This window comes from Micromonospora sp. NPDC048887, assembly GCF_040649715.1.
GTDB lineage: Bacteria > Actinomycetota > Actinomycetes > Mycobacteriales > Micromonosporaceae > Micromonospora.
Map to the genome: position 1 here is coordinate 17,408 of NZ_JBEZGA010000006.1, position 15,767 is coordinate 33,174.

The window sequence follows — 15,767 nt, forward strand, 5'->3', positions numbered from 1 at the left end:
TCGGTTAGGGGAGGGTATCCTAAGTTGACCATCAGACGGAATCACCGCCCGGCGCGCCGGACAAGGCCGGCGCCATGACGCGCGTCGATCGCGATCGGTGGGGCGTGCCGCAGATGTGGGCCGCCGACGCCGACGCGCTCGCGCGGCTTCAGGGGCGTGTCGCCGCGACGGACCGGGCCTGGCAGATCAGCGTCGAACGATGGCGCGCCGAGGGGCGCCTCGCCGCCCACGTCGGCCCGGCCGAGCTGGCGTGGGACCGGTTCGCCCGCCGCGTACGGCTGGACGACACCGCCCGGCGCTGCTACGAGCGGCTGGACCCGGACACCCGGCGCTGGGTCGGGGCGTACGTCGACGGGGTCAACGCCGGACTCGCCGAGGGCGCCGCGGGCGCGCCGGAGTTCGCCGCCACCGGCGCCGCGCCCGAGCCCTGGCACCCCTGGTCGCCGCTCGGCGTCTTCCTCGTCCAGCACGTGCTGTTCTCCACGTTCCCGAACAAGCTGTGGCACGCGCACGTGGCCCGGACACTAGGCCCCGACGCGGCCGGGCTGTTCGCGGTCGAGGGACCGGCGTCGGCGGGCAGCAACGCCTGGGCGCTGCCCGCCGACCCGGCCGGCGGACGCGGCCCGGTGATCGCCGGTGACCCGCACCGGCTGCTCGAACTCCCCGGCGTCTACCAGCAGGTCCGGCTGGCCTGCCCGGAGTTCGACGTGGTCGGGCTCGCCTTTCCCGGCGTGCCCGGCGTGCCGCACTTCGGCCACACCGGCCACGTGGCCTGGGCCGTCACCAACGCGATGGCCGACTACCAGGACCTCTACCGCGAACGGCTGCGCCGCGACGGTGGCCGGGTCCTGGTGCGCGACGCCGCCGGCTGGACGCCGGTCGCGCGCCACGTCGAGGAGATCGAGGTGCGCGGCGGCGCCCCGGAGACGGTCGAGGTGATCGAGACGCCGCGCGGCCCGGTGATCGACCACGACCGGGTCACCGGCGAGGCGATCGTGCTGCGCACGCCGAGCCGGGTCGAGGCCCGCCTCGGCTTCGAGGCGCTGCTGCCGCTGCTGCGCGCCCGGCGTGCCGGCGACGTCGCAGACGCGCTGCGCGACTGGGTCGAGCCGGTCAACAGCGTGCTCGCCGCCGACACCGAGGGGAGCGTCCGCCGCCTGGTCGCCGGCCTGGTCCCGGTACGCGACGAGCGGTGCCGCCGGGAACCCGTGCCGGCCTGGGAACCGGCCTACCGGTGGCGGGGCGACTACCTGCCGCTGGTCGACGAGCGGGTCGACGGCGTGGCGGTGTGCGCCAACGACCGGCGCGACGACGTGGCCGCGCACGGCGCCGACTTCGCCCCGCCGCACCGGGCCCGCCGGATCCGGGCGCTGCTCGCCGAGGGCACCGAGCCTTCCACAGTGCACACCGACGACCGGCTCCCGGCCGGCCCGCTGTCCCGGCTGCTCGACCGGCTCGACCCGGACGGGCTCGACGAACCCGCCCGCGCGCTGCTGCTGCGGCTGCGCGGATGGGACCGGGCGATGGCATCCGGCTCGGTCGAGGCCGGCGCGTACGCGGCCTGGCGGGCGGCGCTGGCCCGGCGGTTGCGCGTACACCCGAGGCTGCGTGCCCTCGGCGAGCCGTGCGGGTTCGACGAGCTGTTCGCCCCCTGGACCGACCCGGCCGCCCGGATCGGCCTGGCGCTGGACCACCTGGCCGCCGAGTTCGACCTCGCGGAACCGGCCGCCGAGGCGCTGGCCGAGGTGGCCGCCGGCCCTGCTTCCGGTGAGTGGGGCAGCCGGCACCTGTTGCACCCGGTGCACCTGGGCGTCGCCCCGGCCGTCACCGACGCGGTCGCCGCGATGCGGCGGGAGGTGGCGCTGGCCGGTGACACCGACTGCGTGCTCGCGACGTCCAGCGTGCCGGGCGTCTCCGACGCCTGCTGGCGCGGCCCGGTGGCCCGCTACGTGTGGGATCTGACCGACCGGGCGGCCAGCCGCTGGATCGTCACCTTCGGTGCCTCCGGGCGCCCCGGCGACGCGCACTTCGCCGACCAACTGACCCACTGGGCGACCGGGACGCTGATCCCGGTGCCCGCCGGCCCCCTGACGGGAGACGAGACGACGTGATCCACCTGGAGCGCATCCCCGGCCTCGGCGAGCTGGCGCTGGATCCGGTACGCCCCGACCGGGACGCCGAACTGCTGCACGGCTGGGTCATCCGGCCCCGCAACCGGTTCTGGGGCATGGGCTCGCACACGGTCGACGAGGTACGCGAGATCTACGCGTTCGTCGACGGGCTGGACACCCACCACGCGTACCTGATCCGGCTCGACGGCGAGCCGATCGGGCTGTTCCAGACCTACCGGCCCGAGGCGGACCCGGTCGGCGAGCGTTACCCGGTGCGGCCCGGCGACGTGGGGACGCACCTGCTGCTCGACGCGCCCCGGCGGTATCCGGGTTCGCTGACCGGCGCGGTCTTCCCGGCCCTGGTCCGGTTCCTGCTGCGCGACCCGGCCGCGTGCCGCGTCGTGGTCGAGCCGGACGTGCGCAACGACGCGATGCTGCGCCGGCTGCGGATCGAGGGATTCACGTTCGGCGACGAGATCGACATGCCGGACAAGCGGGCGCGGCTGGCGTTCCTGACCCGGGAGCGGTTCGAGACGGACCACCCGGCGGCCTGACCGGTCGGCCCGGCAGAGGGCCGTGTGCGGCCGGGCGGGGATGCCCGCCCGGCCGCACACGCGCGCGGGGTCAGACCTCGGTCAGCCGGACGGCGTCGGCGATGACCAGGCCGGCCGCGGAACTCCACCGGCTGACCGCGACCCGGTTGGCGTCCCCGGCGGGCAGCGTGAACGTGCCCAGCGTGCGCCACTGCCCGCCGGTCGCCCGCTGGTCGACGACGACAGTCCGGTTGCCGGTGGTGGTGGCGACGATGTACGGCGTGGCCGCGTTGTAGCCCGCGTTCGCCGGCCACCACGCCTCGACCCGGTAGTTGCCGGTGCGCGGGACGTTGAACTTGTACCAGGCCGCGTCGCTCGCGGCGACCGGGTCCGCGTAGCGGTAGTCGGCGCCGTAGCGCTGCCCGGAGTACGTCGAGGTGCCCCAGCTGGCGCTCGCGGTGAACCGGCCCGCCGTCGCGTTGTCCACCGTCGACGTCCACCCGGTGCCGCCGCCGGCCATCTTGGCGGCCACGTCGGCGCGCATCGTGTTCAGGTCGATGAAGGACGGATCGATCTTGCCGGTGGTGCTGGTCTCCCGGTGGCCCCGGGCGTAGCTGGAGTCCCGGCCGAGCCGCTTGAGCACGGCGGCGGTGGCCGCGATGCTGGCGTTGTACTGGGCGGTGGTCATCCGCTGGTCGACGCCGTTGTAGTCGATCTCCCACCCGATCATCAGGGTGTTCCCGTCCCCGGCCGGGATCGGGCCGCTGCCGCCGCTGGTGCCGGCGTGGTTGCACCGGCCGGCGGAGATCACGTGGAACACGCCGTGGTAGTCCACGAGCGCCTGGCACAGCGGACCGGCCAGGTCGGAGCGGCCGTTGATGCAGATGTTCAGCGCCGGGTGCGGGTTGGTGGCGCTGGACGTGGCGGCGGTGTGGTGCCAGAGCACGCCGATCGGGTCGAACGAGCCGGGGCGCATCCGGTTGAGCCAGTCGCCCTCGACCACGACCTGTACGCCGGCCGCCCGCAGCACGTCCACCAGCCAGGGAATGGTCGCCATCACTGCTCCCCGAGCAGGTCGGCGAGGCACTCGGCCTTCGGCGCCGCGAGCGCCGTGCCGGGACGGACGGCCACGGCGAGGGCGGCGGCCACCAGGGCGGGTACGCCGAGCAGACCTCGGCGCCGCAGACGGGGGGATCGTGACGTGGGCATGGCGCTCCTCGGGTGACGGCGCTGCACTGATCGACGGATGTGAGTGCGGGCACGCTATACCGCCGCCGGGCTCTCTGTCGATACCCTTCAATGATCGTTTCTGCGGTGAAAACTTTCGCCAGACCATCTGTCGTCATCCGTCGATGCGTGGTAGAAATCCTGCCCAGATCTCGCCGCCGGGCGAGGATTCCTTCCCAGGAGGACGCCGATGAGAGCGATCGCCACGGCCCTGACGCTTCTCGCAGTGGTCACGGCCGCGACCGTGCCGGCGACGGCCTCGGCCGCCCCGGCCGCCGCCGAGCCGTCGCCCGCCGTCGCAGCGGTCGGCCCGCAGCCCGGCACCTTCACCGGCAGGGGCTTCGACACCTGCACCGCGCCGTCGCAGGCCGCGATGGACGCCTGGCTGGCCGCGTCGCCGTACCGCGCTGTCGGCGTCTACATCAGCGGCGGCAGCCGGACGTGCGCCCAGCCCAACCTCACCGCCACCTGGGTCGCCGAGCAGACCCGCAAGGGCTGGCGGCTCATCCCCATCGAGCTGGGCTACCAGGCGCCCTGCGGCACCCGTACGCCGAAGATGTCCGCCGACCCGGCGACCGCCCGCGCGCAGGGCAGGACCGCGGCGGACAGCGCGGCCGGGGCGGCACAGGCGCTCGGCATCGGCGCCGGCAGCACGCTCTACAACGACATCGAGCAGTACCCGACGACCGCCGCCTGCCGGGCCGCGGTGCTCTCCTTCCTCTCCGGCTGGGTCGAGCGCCTGCACACGCGCGGCTACCTCGCCGGCATGTACTCAAGCGGCTCGTCTGGCATCAGGGACGTCTGCGACGCCTACCACGACACCCGGTACCTGCGTCTGGACCAGATCTGGATCGCCTGGTGGAACGGCGTCGCGGACACCGACGGGGGCACGTACTGCGCCGACGACCGCTACGCCGACCAGCAGCGCCTGCACCAGTACGCCGGTGACGTCACCGAGACGTGGGGCGGCGTGACCATGAAGATCGACCGCAACTACCTGGACGTACGGGCCGGCACGCCGCCCGCCTCCTGGAGCGTCACAGTCGACAACACCACGGCGGGCGGGTTCACCGCGGGCGCGGCCTGGGGCACCTCCGCGTACTCCGGGCAGCGCTACGGCGCCGACTACCGCTTCGCCGCTCCGGTGGCGTCCAGCGACGTGGCCTGGTTCCGGGCCACCCTGCCGGCGACCGGCGCCTACGAGGTCTCGGTCTGGTACCCGGCCGACCCCGGTTACAACGACCGCACCCCGTACCTGGTGGCCACCACGACCGGCAACCGGTCGGTGGCCGTCGACCAGCGCACCGGCGGCGGACGCTGGGTGTCCCTCGGTGTGTTCACGCTCGCCGCCGGAACCGGGGACAAGGTCGGGGTGAGCCGCTGGAGCGCCGGCACCGGCTACGTGGTCGCCGACGCGGTACGCCTCACCCGGGTCTGAGCGCGCCCGGGCCGTGAGCCGGTCCCGCCTCGGCGGGGCCGGCTCACGGCGTCCGGATCAGCTCAGGTGCGCCAGCAGGGCGGTGGCCATGCCCTGCTCGCCACGGGCGTTCGGGTGGAACGGCGCGGCGGAGTTCTGCGGCACCAGCCCCTCCACCCAGCGGGTGCCGCTGCTCTTGCACGCGTCGCGGCCGATCGAGGGGGTGTAGACGTCGGCGTAGCTCGCGCCGCCCGCCGCCGCGGTGTCGGCGAGCATCGTGTTCAGTGCCTTCTGGACGCCGCGCAGGTACGGCACGTCCTGATAGGCGATCGGCACCACGGGCCAGCAGCCGTATCCGGTGTCGGGCAGGATCGCCGGGTAGCCGAGCACCACCACGCGCGCGTTCGGCGCGGCCTGGCGGACCGCCCGCAGCACGGCTGTCACCTTGGGGGCGGTGGCGGCGATACGGGCCCGCAACTGGTCCGTGCCGCCCGCGGTGAATCGGTCCTTGCAGGGCGATCCGAGCGGGCTGCTGACGCTCGCCTCGGCGCAGTCGCCGATGATGCCGGCGAAGCCGATGTCGTTGCCGCCGATCTGCACCGTCACCAGCGCGGTGTTCGAGGTGACGGCGTTGACCTGCGGCGGCAGCGCGATGCCCAGCGCGCCGTCGCCGCCGGACAGGATGTCCTCGGTGGTGGCCCCGGAGCAGCTCACGTCGGCGAACGACGAGGAACCGGCGGACGCCGCGACCACTGACGGGTAGTTGCGGTTGGAGCGCAGGCAGTTCAGGTCGACCTGGGTGGGCACGAGCGGGGCGGAGGTGTAGGAGTCGCCGAGCGCGACATAGCGCCCGGCGGGTGCGGCGGCGACGGCGGGTACGGCTGCGGTGAGCAGCACGCCGGTGACGGCCGCGGCGAGCGCGGTCATCTTGCCGGCGGTTCGTAGGAGCGGCAGGCGGGGACGGATCATGGCGCTCTCCCGGAGGGTCCTGGTGGTGGTGCTGGGGATTCTGTCCGCGCCTGTGATGCACGTCAATATAGACAAGCCTCACTAAATGTTGTCCCGGGATGTGGTCCGCCGCCGCCCGGCCGAGGGCTTGTTGCCGCGTCGTGATGTTGCGTGCGTCACACTTTTCGCCGATGTCGGCGTCGGGTAGAGGGTGCGTGCCGAGCGCTCGTTTCGTTGCGTCGCAACGCTCCCCGGCCCGGTCGCCCCTGGTGGGCGGCTCGGCGCCGGATCCGCGTCCGCACGCACCGGAGCGGCCCCGGCACGGCTGGTGAAGGACCGATCGAATGTCGGCGATCCTGGATTTGCGGGCGTCATTACGCTGCGAAGTGGTTGATCGCCGGAACCACGGACGACAGGTGGAAGAACCTCAGATGAGTGACAATCACCCTCCCTACGGAGGCTATCCGGACCCGAACGCCGGAGCGTGGGGCAACCAGCCCGACCCGAACGCCCCGTACGGCGCGCAGCCGGCCTCCGGCGCGCCCTACGGCTCGCCACCGGCTTCGGGTGCGCCCTACGGCGCCCAGCCCGCCTCGGGTGCCCCGTACGGCGCGCAGCCCGCGTCGGGTGCCCCCTACGGCGCGCAGCCGGCGTCGGGCGCTCCGTACGGCGCGCAGCCCGCGGCGCCCTACCCGGGCCAGCCGGGCTACGCCGGGCAGCCGTACGCGCCCACCCCGCCCCCGAGCGGCGGCAAGAGCAAGGGTCTCATCGTCGGCCTCGCGGCCGGCGCGGTCACGCTGACGCTGCTGTGCTGCGGCGGTGGCCTCGCCTACGTCGCGTTCAACGAGGACGAGGAGGACCCGAAGCCGGCCGCCTCGGGCAGCGCCACCCCCGGGCCGGACAGCAGCTCCTCCGCGACCCCCAGCGCGGGCGGGCCGGAGTCGAGCGGGCCGGACGGCCCCACCAACAACAACTCGATCACCGCGCGGTACTCCAGCGAGATGTCGGCGGTCTGCGACGGGGGAGCGATCCTCAACGCCGCGCCGTACACCGCGCCGGCGGGCTCGAAGGCGTACGTCTTCTCCAACTCCCCGGACCGGCCGTCCTTCTGGTCGCAGAAGACGGTCAGCTCGGCCAAGCCCTACTACGCCAAGTCGGCGGACTTCGCCACGGTGTCCGTCATCGGCTGCCTCAAGATGGTCGAGGGCAGCGAGGGCACGCCGAAGAAGTGCCAGTACAAGAACAGCGAGGAGAAGGTCGTCACCATCGACTACATCTCCTCGCGGTACACCCTGACCTTCCACGCGGCCAAGACCGGTGAGAAGGTCGGCGACGGCGGCACGGTGGCCGCGCCGGCCGCCCGCTGCCCGAGCTTCATCTCCTACAACAAGGCGACGATGAAGTCGTACGCGTCGCCGGACAGCGGCACCATCGAGGCCGCGCTCGACCGCTTCCTGCGGTAACCGACGCCGGTGTGTGGAGCCGGCAGGCCGGGAGTTCCCGGCCTGCCGGCTCCGTCGTGTCGCGGCCCGGTCAGAAGTCGTCGTCGAAGGTCACGCTGCCGGTCACGCCGACCTGGTACGCCGAGACCCGGCGCTCGAAGAAGTTGGACAGCTCCTGCACGTCCTGCAACTCCATGAACGCGAACGGGTTGGCGCTGCCGTACATCGGCGCGATGCCGAGCACGGCCAGGCGCCGGTCGGCCACGTGCTGGAGGTACGCGCGCATGTCCGCCGGCGACATCCCCGGCACGCCCTGCCCGAGCAGGTCCTCGGCGAAGCTCACCTCGCACTCCACCGCCTCGGCCAGCATCTCCCTGACCTGGCGTTCCATCTCGTCGTCGAACAGGTCCGGCTCCTCGGCGCGTACGGTCTCCACCACGTCGAAGGCGAACGCCATGTGCATCGACTCGTCGCGGAACACCCAGTTGGTGCCGGAGGCCAGCCCGTTGAGCAGGCCCCGGGAGCGCAGGAAGTAGACGTAGGCGAACGCGCCGTAGAAGAACAGGCCCTCGATACACGCGGCGAAGCAGATCAGGTTGAGCAGGAACGCCCGCCGGTCCGCGCGGGTCCGCAGCTCCCGCAGCTCGAAGACGGAGTCGATCCACCGGAAGCAGAACTCGGCCTTGCGGGCGATCGACGGGATGTTCTCCACCGCCGCGAACGCGGCGAACCGTTCCTTCTCGTCCGGCACGTACGTGTCGAGCAGGTTCAGGTAGAACTGGACGTGCACCGCCTCCTCGAACAGCTGCCGGGACAGGTAGAGCCGGCCCTCGGGCGAGTTGACGTGCTGGTAGAGGTTGAGCACCAGGTTGTTCGCGACGATGGTGTCGCCGGTGGCGAAGAACGCCACCAGCCGCGACACCAGGTGCCGTTCGGCCGGGGACAGCTTCGCCAGGTCGGCGAGGTCCGAGTGCAGGTCCACCTCCTCGACCGTCCAGGTGTTCCTGATGGCGTCCTTGAAGCGGTCGAAGAAGCGCGGGTAGCGCATCGGCCGCAGGGTCAGGTCCATGCCGGGGTCGAGCAGCATGTGCCGGGTCGGCGCGGTGGTGGTCACTGGCATGCCTCGCAGCTCTCGGGGTTCTCCAGGGAACAGGCCAGCGCCTCGTCGTCGCGCACGGCGGAGACCGGCGCGACGGTGGCCTGCTGGATGCGGGTGGCGGGACGGGAACGCAGGTAGTAGGTGGTCTTCAACCCGGCCTTCCAGGCGTACAGGTACATCGAGGAGAGCTTGCCGATGGTCGGCGCGCTCAGGAACAGGTTCAGCGACTGGGACTGGTCGACGAAGGGCGCACGCGCGGCGGCCAGGTCGATAAGCGCCCGTTGCGGCAGCTCCCAGGCGGTGCGGAACAGCTCCCGCACCGGCGCGGGCAGCTCGGCGATGTCCTGCACCGAGCCCTCGGCCCGCTTGATCCGGTCGCGGACCTGCGGCGTCCACAGCCCGCGCGCCTTCAGCTCCCGCACCAGGTACGTGTTGACCTGGAGGAACTCCCCGGACATGGTCTCGCGCTTGAACAGGTTGGACACCTGCGGCTCGACGCACTCGTAGCAGCCGGCGATGGAGGCGATGGTGGCGGTCGGCGCGATCGCCACCAGCAGCGAGTTTCGCAGCCCGTGGGCGGCGATCCGCTCGCGCAGCGCCGCCCACCGTCCGGTCTGCGCCGGCTCCGCGCCCCACAGGTCCGGGTGCAGGTCACCCTTGGCGGCCCGGGTCTGCGGGTACGCCGGATGCGGGCCGTACCGTTCGGCCAGCCCGGTGGAGGTCTCCAGCGCGGTCAGCAGGATCTCCTCCTGCACGCGGGTGGACAGCTCCTTCGCCTCCGGGGAGTCGAACGGCAGGCGCAGCGTGAAGAACGCGTCCTGCAACCCCATCAGCCCGAGCCCGACCGGCCGCCAGCGCGGGTTCGACGCCGCCGCCTGCCCGGCCGGGTAGTAGTTGATGTCGATCACCCGGTCGAGGAAGACCACTGCCGTGCGCACCGTGGCACGCAGCCGTTCCCAGTCCACCCCGTCGGCGGTGACGTGCGCGCCGAGGTTCACCGAGCCGAGGTTGCACACGGCCGTCTCGGTGTCGTCGTTCACCTCCAGGATCTCGGTGCACAGGTTGGACAGGTGGATCACGTTGCCCGGCTCGCCGGTCTGGTTGGACAGCCGGTTCGCGGCGTCCTTGAACGTCATCCAGCCGTTTCCGGTCTGCGCGAGCGTGCGCATCATCCGGCCGTACAGGTCCCGGGCCCGGACCGTGCGGACCGCGTTCTTCTCCGCCGCCCGGTACGCGGCGTCGAACGCCTCGCCGTACAGGTCGGGCAGCTCCGGGGCGTCCGACGGGTCGACCAGCGACCACTCGCCGTCGGCCTCGACCCGGCGCATGAACTCGTCCGGGATCCAGTTGGCCAGGTTGAGGTTGTGCGTACGCCGGGACTCCTCGCCGGTGTTGTCCCGCAGCTCCAGGAACTCCTCCACGTCCGGGTGCCACGGCTCCAGGTAGACGCAGGCCGCGCCCTTGCGCCGACCGCCCTGGTTGACCGCGGCCACCCCGGCGTCGAGGGTCTTGAGGAACGGCACGATGCCGTTGGACCGGCCGTTGGTGCCCCGGATCAGCGCGCCCCGGCCGCGCACCCGCGACCAGGAGATGCCGATGCCGCCGGAGAACTTCGACAGCTTCGCCACCTGGTGGTACCGCTCGTAGATCGAGTCAAGCTCGTCGCGCGGCGAGTCGACCAGGAAGCACGACGACATCTGGGTGTGCCGGGTGCCGGAGTTGAACAGCGTGGGGGAGCTGGGCAGATAGGCCAGGCTGGACATCAGGCGGTAGAAGCCGACCGCCTCGCCCGGGGTGCGGGACAGCCCGCAGGCCACCCGCAGCAGCCAGTACTGCGGCGCCTCCACCACCAGCCGCGACAGCGGGTGCCGCAGCAGGTAGCGGTCCGCCACCGTGCGCAGTCCGAAGTACTCGAACCGCAGGTCACCGTCCGGGTCCACGGCGTCGTCGAGCTTGCGGGCGTGCCGGGCCACGAACGCGGCCGTCTCGTCGCCGATCAGTCCCAGCCCGTGCGCGTACGCGATCGACTGGCTGAAGCTCGCCACGCCCTGCCCGCGGACCTCCTTGTCCACGTACGCGGCCAGCAGCCGCGCCGCCAGCTTCGAGTACTGCGGCTCCTCGCCGATCAGCTCCGCCGCGGTCTGGATCGACAACCGGTCCAGTTCGGCGGTGGTCGCACCGTCGTAGAGCCCGCTGATCGTCTTCGTGGCCACCCGCAGCGGGTCCACCTCGTCCAGGTCCGCGACCCAGCGCTCGACCGCCCGGACGATCTTGCCGACGTCCACCGGCTCGGTGTCGCCGTCCCGCTTGCGTACCCGCATCGCCGGCCGGCGGGGCTCGGACCCGCCGGCGGTGGACGGGGGACTCTCCTGCACGACAGTCATGACCTCTCCTCGCTGTCACCGTCTGGAGACGGCGGGAGACGCCAACGGGCGCGGCGCACGGCCGGCCCGGCTGCTGGCGTCGGTCGTCCCGCGCGACCTCCGACCGCCGTACGCGGGAGCGCACGGCGCGCTGGCAGGTCTTCGGACTCGCGGGCCCGACCGGCGTTTGCCGGTCGCCTACTGGCCGTCGCTTCCCAGGCCAATGGCCCAGTGCTGTTGACGGCTGTCGTTCCCACTCACCGCTGCGGGGCAGTCCCGGATTCCCACCGGGTTCCCTCTTGCCTCGGACGGACCAGTGAAGGCCCGGCCGAACCAGCTACGGAAGACACCATATATGGCGGTGATGGCTGGATGGCAACACCAGATGTCGTGTCCGCGTGTCGGCTCGATCTCACCGTCCACAGTGCCTACCCCGGTTTCCGGCACATTTCGCCGGGCGGAATACTCGGCGCCATGGGGAATGCCGGGCGCCGCTGGGCGTGGGTAGCGGTCCTGGTTGTCGGCGTCGGGCTCCACCTGCTGGTGCTGGAGACACTGAGTGGCACCGGTGCCACCACGTTCGTACCGGCGCTGATCGTGCTGGGCGCGTCCGTCGCGCCCGCCACGTTCCTGGCCTTCGTCCAGGGGCGGCCGGCCCGCCGCCCGCTCCCCGGCGCCCTCGTCGGCCTCGCCGCGCTCCTCGGCGGCGTGATCGGCGTGGTCGCCGCCGGATGGCTGGAGTACGACACGCTGAACCACCTCGGCGTCCTGCCGATGGCGCTCGTCGGGCTGGCCGAGGAGACCGCGAAGCTGATCGTGCCGGCGGGCGTCCTGCTGCTGTGGGGACGGCACCGGACCCCGGCGCAGGGGTTGGTGCTCGGTGTGGCCGCCGGCGCCGGGTTCGCCGCGCTGGAGACCATGGGCTACGCGTTCACCGCGTTCGTCGGGTCGCAGGGCAGCCTCGGCGCGGTCGAGCGGACACTGCTGGTGCGTGGGCTCACCGCGCCCGCCGCGCACCTGGCCTGGACCGGGCTGACCGCCGCCGCGTTGTTCACGTTCGCCGCCGCGCCCGGCGGCCGGAGGCTGGCGGCGTTCCTGCTCACCTTCGCCGCGGTGGTCACGCTGCACACCTGCTGGGACACGTTGGGCACGCAGCCCGCGTACGTGTTCATCGGCGGCGTGTCGCTGGGCTGGATGCTGCTGCGCCTGCATCTGGACCGCGAGCGGCCGTCCCCACCCCGGACGCCGGTCACGCCGGGGACGCCGGCCCCACCCGTGACGCCGGCCGTGCCGTCGCCCCGGGAGATGGCGGCGCAGGCCGCCTGAGCCGGACGCGGCCGGCTCAGACCTCCCCGGCGCCGTCGAGCAGCGCCCGGCGCAGCGCCAGCCGGTGTTCGCGCCGGATCTGCGCCTCCCGGTAGCGCCGCCGGTCGCCGTCGGTCTCGGTGTGCAGCGGCGGCACCGGCCGGGGCTGCCCGTCGTCGTCCACCGCCACCATCACCAGGTGCGCGGTCGCCACGTCCACCGGCGGCACCGCGCGGTCCCACCGGTCCGCGCTGACCTTCACCGCCACCTCCATCGAGCTGCGGCCGGCCCAGGTGATCCGGGCGTCCACGTGCACCACGTCCCCGACGCGTACCGCGCGCAGGAACGCGGTCTCGTCGATGGCGGCGGTGACGGCCGGTCCGTCGGAGTGGCGGGCGGCGACCACCCCGGCGACCGAGTCGATCAGGTTGAGGATGCGCCCGCCGTGGACCGTGCCCATCAGGTTGGTGTGGTGCTGGTCCATGATCTGCGACAGGGTCAGGTGCGAGGCCGACGGTGGTCGGCCGGTGAGCGTGATGGTGTCGGGCACTGTGCGGTTCCGTCCTCGCAGAAGCGGACCGCCGACCGGCCGGGGCGTGCACGTCGAGGACACGCCGACGGCCCTGCCTGCGGCGTGTCACCCGCCCGACCCACCCGCGAGGTCGACGGCGGCGCGCACCGGTGGTACGCGCGACGCGGGCAGGTCTTCGGACTCGCGGGCGTGACACGAGGTCGCCTACTGGCCGTCGCTTCCCAGGCCGTGGCCCAGTGCTGTTGACGGCTGTCGTTCCCACTCACCGCTGCGGGGCAGCCCCGGACTTCCACCGGGTTCCCTCTTACGACACCCGGCCGTCGCCGACCGGGTGAACCAGCGCTTCCCGCAGCGTAGCCCAGTGCCGGCCGGCACGGTCATCAGGACGGCGTTGCTCCCGTCCCCGCCGGAGCCAGTGGCGCCGCGCCGAACGACACGGCGAACCGCTTGCACCAGATCGACACGCTGCGCAAGCCGTCCAGGTCCACCGACGCGGGGATGTCGTACGCCTGGTCGCCGATGTTGCCCTTGAGCCGGCCCAGTTCGACGAAGCGGCCGTCGTCGAACACCTGCCAGCCCGCCCGGCCGGACCGCACCTTCCGGTCGGTGAGCCAGACCCGCAGGTCGGGGCCGTCCGAGGTGTCCAGTCCGCGCAGGAGCAGCTGACGGCGGCCGTCGGCGAGGCGGACGAGCTGCGCCCGGCCGGACGTGTCGTGCTCGTGGGTGACGAAGTCACCGGCGGCGAGCACCACGTCGGCGGGCGTAGCGCCGGTCGGCGACGGGCCGGCCGTGCCGGAAGCCGGCGGGCCGGTCGTGCCGGCCGGCTGCGGCTCCGCCACGGTCGGCAGCGTCTCGCGTACCTCGCGGTCGGTCGCCAGCCGCCACGGCTGGAACAGGTACAGGCTCACCCCGAGACCGGTGACGGCCAGCACTGACAGCACCACACGTCTTCTGCCCATGCCGTGACGCTAGGCGCGTACCCGGCGGAAAGATCTTTCCGTCCGCTTACGGCTCGCCCGCGGGCCGCCGCTCCGGGCCGCCGATGGGTAGCGTCTGGCCCATGGGGCGCTACGTGCTCGTCGTCGACGACGACCGGACGGTCAGCGACGTCGTCCGGCGCTACCTGGAACAGGACGGCTGCCGGGTCCGGCTCTCCTTCGACGGGCCGGACGCGCTCGCCGCGGCCGAGGAGGAGCCGCCCGACCTGGTGGTCCTCGATTTGATGATGCCGGGCCTCGACGGCATCGAGGTGTGCCGGCGGCTGCGGCGCCGGCTGCCCGGCCTGCCGGTCGTCATGCTCACCGCGCTCGGCGACGAGGCCGACCGCGTCGCCGGGCTGGAGGTCGGCGCGGACGACTACGTGACCAAACCGTTCTCGCCGCGCGAGCTGGTGCTGCGCATCAGGTCGGTGCTGCGGCGCACGGCCCCGCAGGACCGGGGGCCGTCGGGGGTGCTGCGCGACGGTGACCTCACCGCGGACACCGACCGGCGGGTCGCCGAGCGCGCCGGGCAGCAGCTGGCGCTGACCGTACGGGAGTTCGACCTGCTCGCCTTCCTGCTGGCGAACCCGGGACGGGCCTGGTCGCGGGCCGAGCTGCTGGACCGCGTGTGGGGCTGGCGGTTCGGCGACCAGTCCACAGTCACGGTCCACGTGCGGCGGCTGCGGGAGAAGATCGAGGAGCGGGCCGCGCAGCCCCGCCGCATCGTCACCGTCTGGGGCGTCGGCTACCGGTACGAGCCGCAGGACGCGCCCCGGTGAACGAGCTGCTGGTCATCGGGTTCTACGCCCTGCTCGCCGGAGCGGTCGTCGGCGCGCTCGGCGCCGGAGCGCTGCGGCTGGTGCGCCACCGGTCGATCCTCGCGCACATCGCGGTGCTGCTCGCGGTCACCATCGCCTCGGTGACGGCGGGCGTCACCGCCGTCGCCCAGGCCATGTTCCTGTCCGCGCACGACCTCCAGGTCGTCCTCGTGACGGTCGCGGCGTCGGCGGCGGTGAGCCTGGCCGTCGGGGTGGCGTTCGCCCGGCGGCTGGCGCAGGCGGCGGTCTGGGCCGACCAGGCCCGGCAGCGGGAGCGGCAGCTGGAGGCCGGCCGCCGCGAGCTGGTCGCCTGGGTCTCGCACGATCTGCGTACGCCGCTGGCCGGACTGCGGGCGATGGCGGAGGCGCTGGAGGACCGGGTGGTCGACGAGCCGGGGGCGGTGGCCGAGTACCACCACCGGATCCGGGTCGAGACGGACCGGATGACGCGCCTTGTCGACGACCTGTTCGAGCTGTCCCGGATCAACGCCGGAGCGCTGCGGCCCGCGCTGTCCCCGGTGCCGCTCGGCGACGTGGTCTCCGACGCGATCGCCGCCACCGCGCCGCTGGCCGCCGACCGGCGGGTCCGGGTGCTCGCCCCCGAGACCGGCTGGCCGACGGTCCGGGCAGCCGAGGCCGAACTCGCCCGCGTCGTGACGAACCTGCTGGTCAACTCGGTGCGGTACACGCCGCCGGACGGCACGGTGCGTGTCGATGCCGGCCGGGAGGCCGACGACGCGTGGCTCGCCGTCTCCGACACCTGCGGCGGCATCCCCGAGGCGGACCTGCCCCGGGTGTTCGACGTGGCGTTCCGGGGCACCCGGGCCCGTACCCCGGCACCGGCCGGCGACGACGAGGCGGCGCCGGCCGGCGGCGGGCTGGGTCTGGCGATCGTGCGCGGGCTGGTCGAGGCGCACGGCGGGCGGGTGCACGCGCACAACGTCACCGGCGGGTGTCGGTTCGTCGTCCGCCTGCCGGCCGCCTGACCGGGC

14 protein-coding genes and 2 riboswitches are annotated in these 15,767 nt (G+C 73.2%); of the genes, 7 read left to right on the plus strand and 7 right to left on the minus strand.

Annotated features, from left to right (window positions below; genetic code table 11):
- Positions 1–74: 74 nt before the first annotated feature.
- Complete coding sequence (locus AB0C17_RS11905) at positions 75–2,111, plus strand: penicillin acylase family protein (protein ID WP_357384839.1); 2,037 nt, start codon at positions 75–77, stop codon at positions 2,109–2,111.
- Positions 2,108–2,665 (plus strand): GNAT family N-acetyltransferase, encoded by a 558-nt coding sequence (locus tag AB0C17_RS11910; protein WP_357384841.1) that lies wholly within the window; start codon positions 2,108–2,110, stop codon positions 2,663–2,665. The genes AB0C17_RS11905 and AB0C17_RS11910 overlap by 4 nt, the downstream gene beginning before the upstream one ends.
- A gap of 70 nt (positions 2,666–2,735) precedes the next feature.
- Here AB0C17_RS11910 and AB0C17_RS11915 read toward each other — a convergent pair whose 3' ends face one another.
- Both AB0C17_RS11915 and AB0C17_RS11920 read right to left on the minus strand, forming a co-directional pair.
- Positions 2,736–3,701, minus strand: a complete 966-nt coding sequence (locus tag AB0C17_RS11915) for an N-acetylmuramoyl-L-alanine amidase (protein WP_357384843.1) — start codon at positions 3,699–3,701, stop codon at positions 2,736–2,738.
- Positions 3,701–3,853, minus strand: coding sequence for a hypothetical protein (locus AB0C17_RS11920; protein WP_162959110.1), 153 nt, complete (start codon positions 3,851–3,853; stop codon positions 3,701–3,703). Before AB0C17_RS11920 ends, AB0C17_RS11915 begins: the two co-directional genes overlap by 1 nt.
- Positions 3,854–4,061: 208 nt before the next feature.
- Here AB0C17_RS11920 and AB0C17_RS11925 point away from each other — a divergent pair, with 208 nt between their 5' ends.
- A complete protein-coding gene (locus tag AB0C17_RS11925; RefSeq protein ID WP_357384845.1) occupies positions 4,062–5,309 on the plus strand; it encodes a glycoside hydrolase domain-containing protein in 1,248 nt (415 codons plus the stop codon).
- A 57-nt stretch (positions 5,310–5,366) separates the two neighbouring features.
- Here the strand turns inward: AB0C17_RS11925 and AB0C17_RS11930 are convergent, their stop codons facing one another.
- On the minus strand, positions 5,367–6,257 hold the full coding sequence (locus AB0C17_RS11930) for an SGNH/GDSL hydrolase family protein (protein ID WP_357384847.1): 891 nt from the start codon (positions 6,255–6,257) through the stop codon (positions 5,367–5,369).
- Positions 6,258–6,667: 410 nt separating this feature from the next.
- Here AB0C17_RS11930 and AB0C17_RS11935 point away from each other — a divergent pair, with 410 nt between their 5' ends.
- Positions 6,668–7,699 carry a hypothetical protein gene (locus AB0C17_RS11935; protein ID WP_357384849.1) on the plus strand — a complete coding sequence of 344 codons (1,032 nt, stop codon included), beginning with the start codon at positions 6,668–6,670 and terminating at the stop codon, positions 7,697–7,699.
- A gap of 70 nt (positions 7,700–7,769) precedes the next feature.
- Here AB0C17_RS11935 and AB0C17_RS11940 read toward each other — a convergent pair whose 3' ends face one another.
- Positions 7,770–8,798, minus strand: coding sequence for a ribonucleotide-diphosphate reductase subunit beta (locus AB0C17_RS11940; RefSeq protein WP_357384851.1), 1,029 nt, complete (start codon positions 8,796–8,798; stop codon positions 7,770–7,772).
- The gene (locus tag AB0C17_RS11945; RefSeq protein WP_357471245.1) at positions 8,789–11,098 is read right to left on the minus strand and encodes a ribonucleoside-diphosphate reductase subunit alpha; all 2,310 of its coding nucleotides are present in this window, start codon (positions 11,096–11,098) and stop codon (positions 8,789–8,791) included. The genes AB0C17_RS11940 and AB0C17_RS11945 overlap by 10 nt, the downstream gene beginning before the upstream one ends.
- A 177-nt stretch (positions 11,099–11,275) precedes the next feature.
- A riboswitch (cobalamin riboswitch) is annotated at positions 11,276–11,493 on the minus strand.
- A 121-nt stretch (positions 11,494–11,614) separates the two neighbouring features.
- Here AB0C17_RS11945 and AB0C17_RS11950 point away from each other — a divergent pair.
- Entirely contained in the window at positions 11,615–12,466 is an 852-nt protein-coding gene (locus AB0C17_RS11950) for a PrsW family glutamic-type intramembrane protease (RefSeq protein ID WP_357384854.1), read from the plus strand.
- Positions 12,467–12,482: 16 nt separating this feature from the next.
- Here the strand turns inward: AB0C17_RS11950 and AB0C17_RS11955 are convergent, their stop codons facing one another.
- Positions 12,483–12,995, minus strand: a complete 513-nt coding sequence (locus AB0C17_RS11955; RefSeq protein WP_357471208.1) for an acyl-CoA thioesterase — start codon at positions 12,993–12,995, stop codon at positions 12,483–12,485.
- 130 nt (positions 12,996–13,125) lie between these two features.
- Positions 13,126–13,333, minus strand: a riboswitch (cobalamin riboswitch).
- A gap of 24 nt (positions 13,334–13,357) precedes the next feature.
- A complete protein-coding gene (locus AB0C17_RS11960; RefSeq protein ID WP_357478271.1) occupies positions 13,358–13,936 on the minus strand; it encodes a DM13 domain-containing protein in 579 nt (192 codons plus the stop codon).
- 101 nt (positions 13,937–14,037) lie between these two features.
- Here AB0C17_RS11960 and AB0C17_RS11965 point away from each other — a divergent pair, with 101 nt between their 5' ends.
- A complete protein-coding gene (locus AB0C17_RS11965; RefSeq protein ID WP_357478273.1) occupies positions 14,038–14,736 on the plus strand; it encodes a response regulator transcription factor in 699 nt (232 codons plus the stop codon).
- A complete protein-coding gene (locus tag AB0C17_RS11970; protein WP_357384861.1) occupies positions 14,733–15,761 on the plus strand; it encodes a HAMP domain-containing sensor histidine kinase in 1,029 nt (342 codons plus the stop codon). The genes AB0C17_RS11965 and AB0C17_RS11970 overlap by 4 nt, the downstream gene beginning before the upstream one ends.
- Positions 15,762–15,767 lie beyond the last annotated feature (6 nt).

Bases quoted from the DNA above. Each gene is read 5' to 3' on its own strand.
- AB0C17_RS11915 (WP_357384843.1), bottom strand. From the start codon at position 3,701: ATGGCGACCATTCCCTGGCTGGTGGACGTGCTGCGGGCGGCCGGCGTA.
- AB0C17_RS11930 (WP_357384847.1), bottom strand. From the start codon at position 6,257: ATGATCCGTCCCCGCCTGCCGCTCCTACGAACCGCCGGCAAGATGACC.
- AB0C17_RS11945 (WP_357471245.1), bottom strand. From the start codon at position 11,098: ATGCGGGTACGCAAGCGGGACGGCGACACCGAGCCGGTGGACGTCGGC.
- AB0C17_RS11905 (WP_357384839.1), top strand. From the start codon at position 75: ATGACGCGCGTCGATCGCGATCGGTGGGGCGTGCCGCAGATGTGGGCC.
- AB0C17_RS11940 (WP_357384851.1), bottom strand. From the start codon at position 8,798: ATGCCAGTGACCACCACCGCGCCGACCCGGCACATGCTGCTCGACCCC.
- AB0C17_RS11950 (WP_357384854.1), top strand. From the start codon at position 11,615: ATGGGGAATGCCGGGCGCCGCTGGGCGTGGGTAGCGGTCCTGGTTGTC.
- AB0C17_RS11935 (WP_357384849.1), top strand. From the start codon at position 6,668: ATGAGTGACAATCACCCTCCCTACGGAGGCTATCCGGACCCGAACGCC.
- AB0C17_RS11965 (WP_357478273.1), top strand. From the start codon at position 14,038: ATGGGGCGCTACGTGCTCGTCGTCGACGACGACCGGACGGTCAGCGAC.
- AB0C17_RS11925 (WP_357384845.1), top strand. From the start codon at position 4,062: ATGAGAGCGATCGCCACGGCCCTGACGCTTCTCGCAGTGGTCACGGCC.
- AB0C17_RS11920 (WP_162959110.1), bottom strand. From the start codon at position 3,853: ATGCCCACGTCACGATCCCCCCGTCTGCGGCGCCGAGGTCTGCTCGGC.
- AB0C17_RS11960 (WP_357478271.1), bottom strand. From the start codon at position 13,936: ATGGGCAGAAGACGTGTGGTGCTGTCAGTGCTGGCCGTCACCGGTCTC.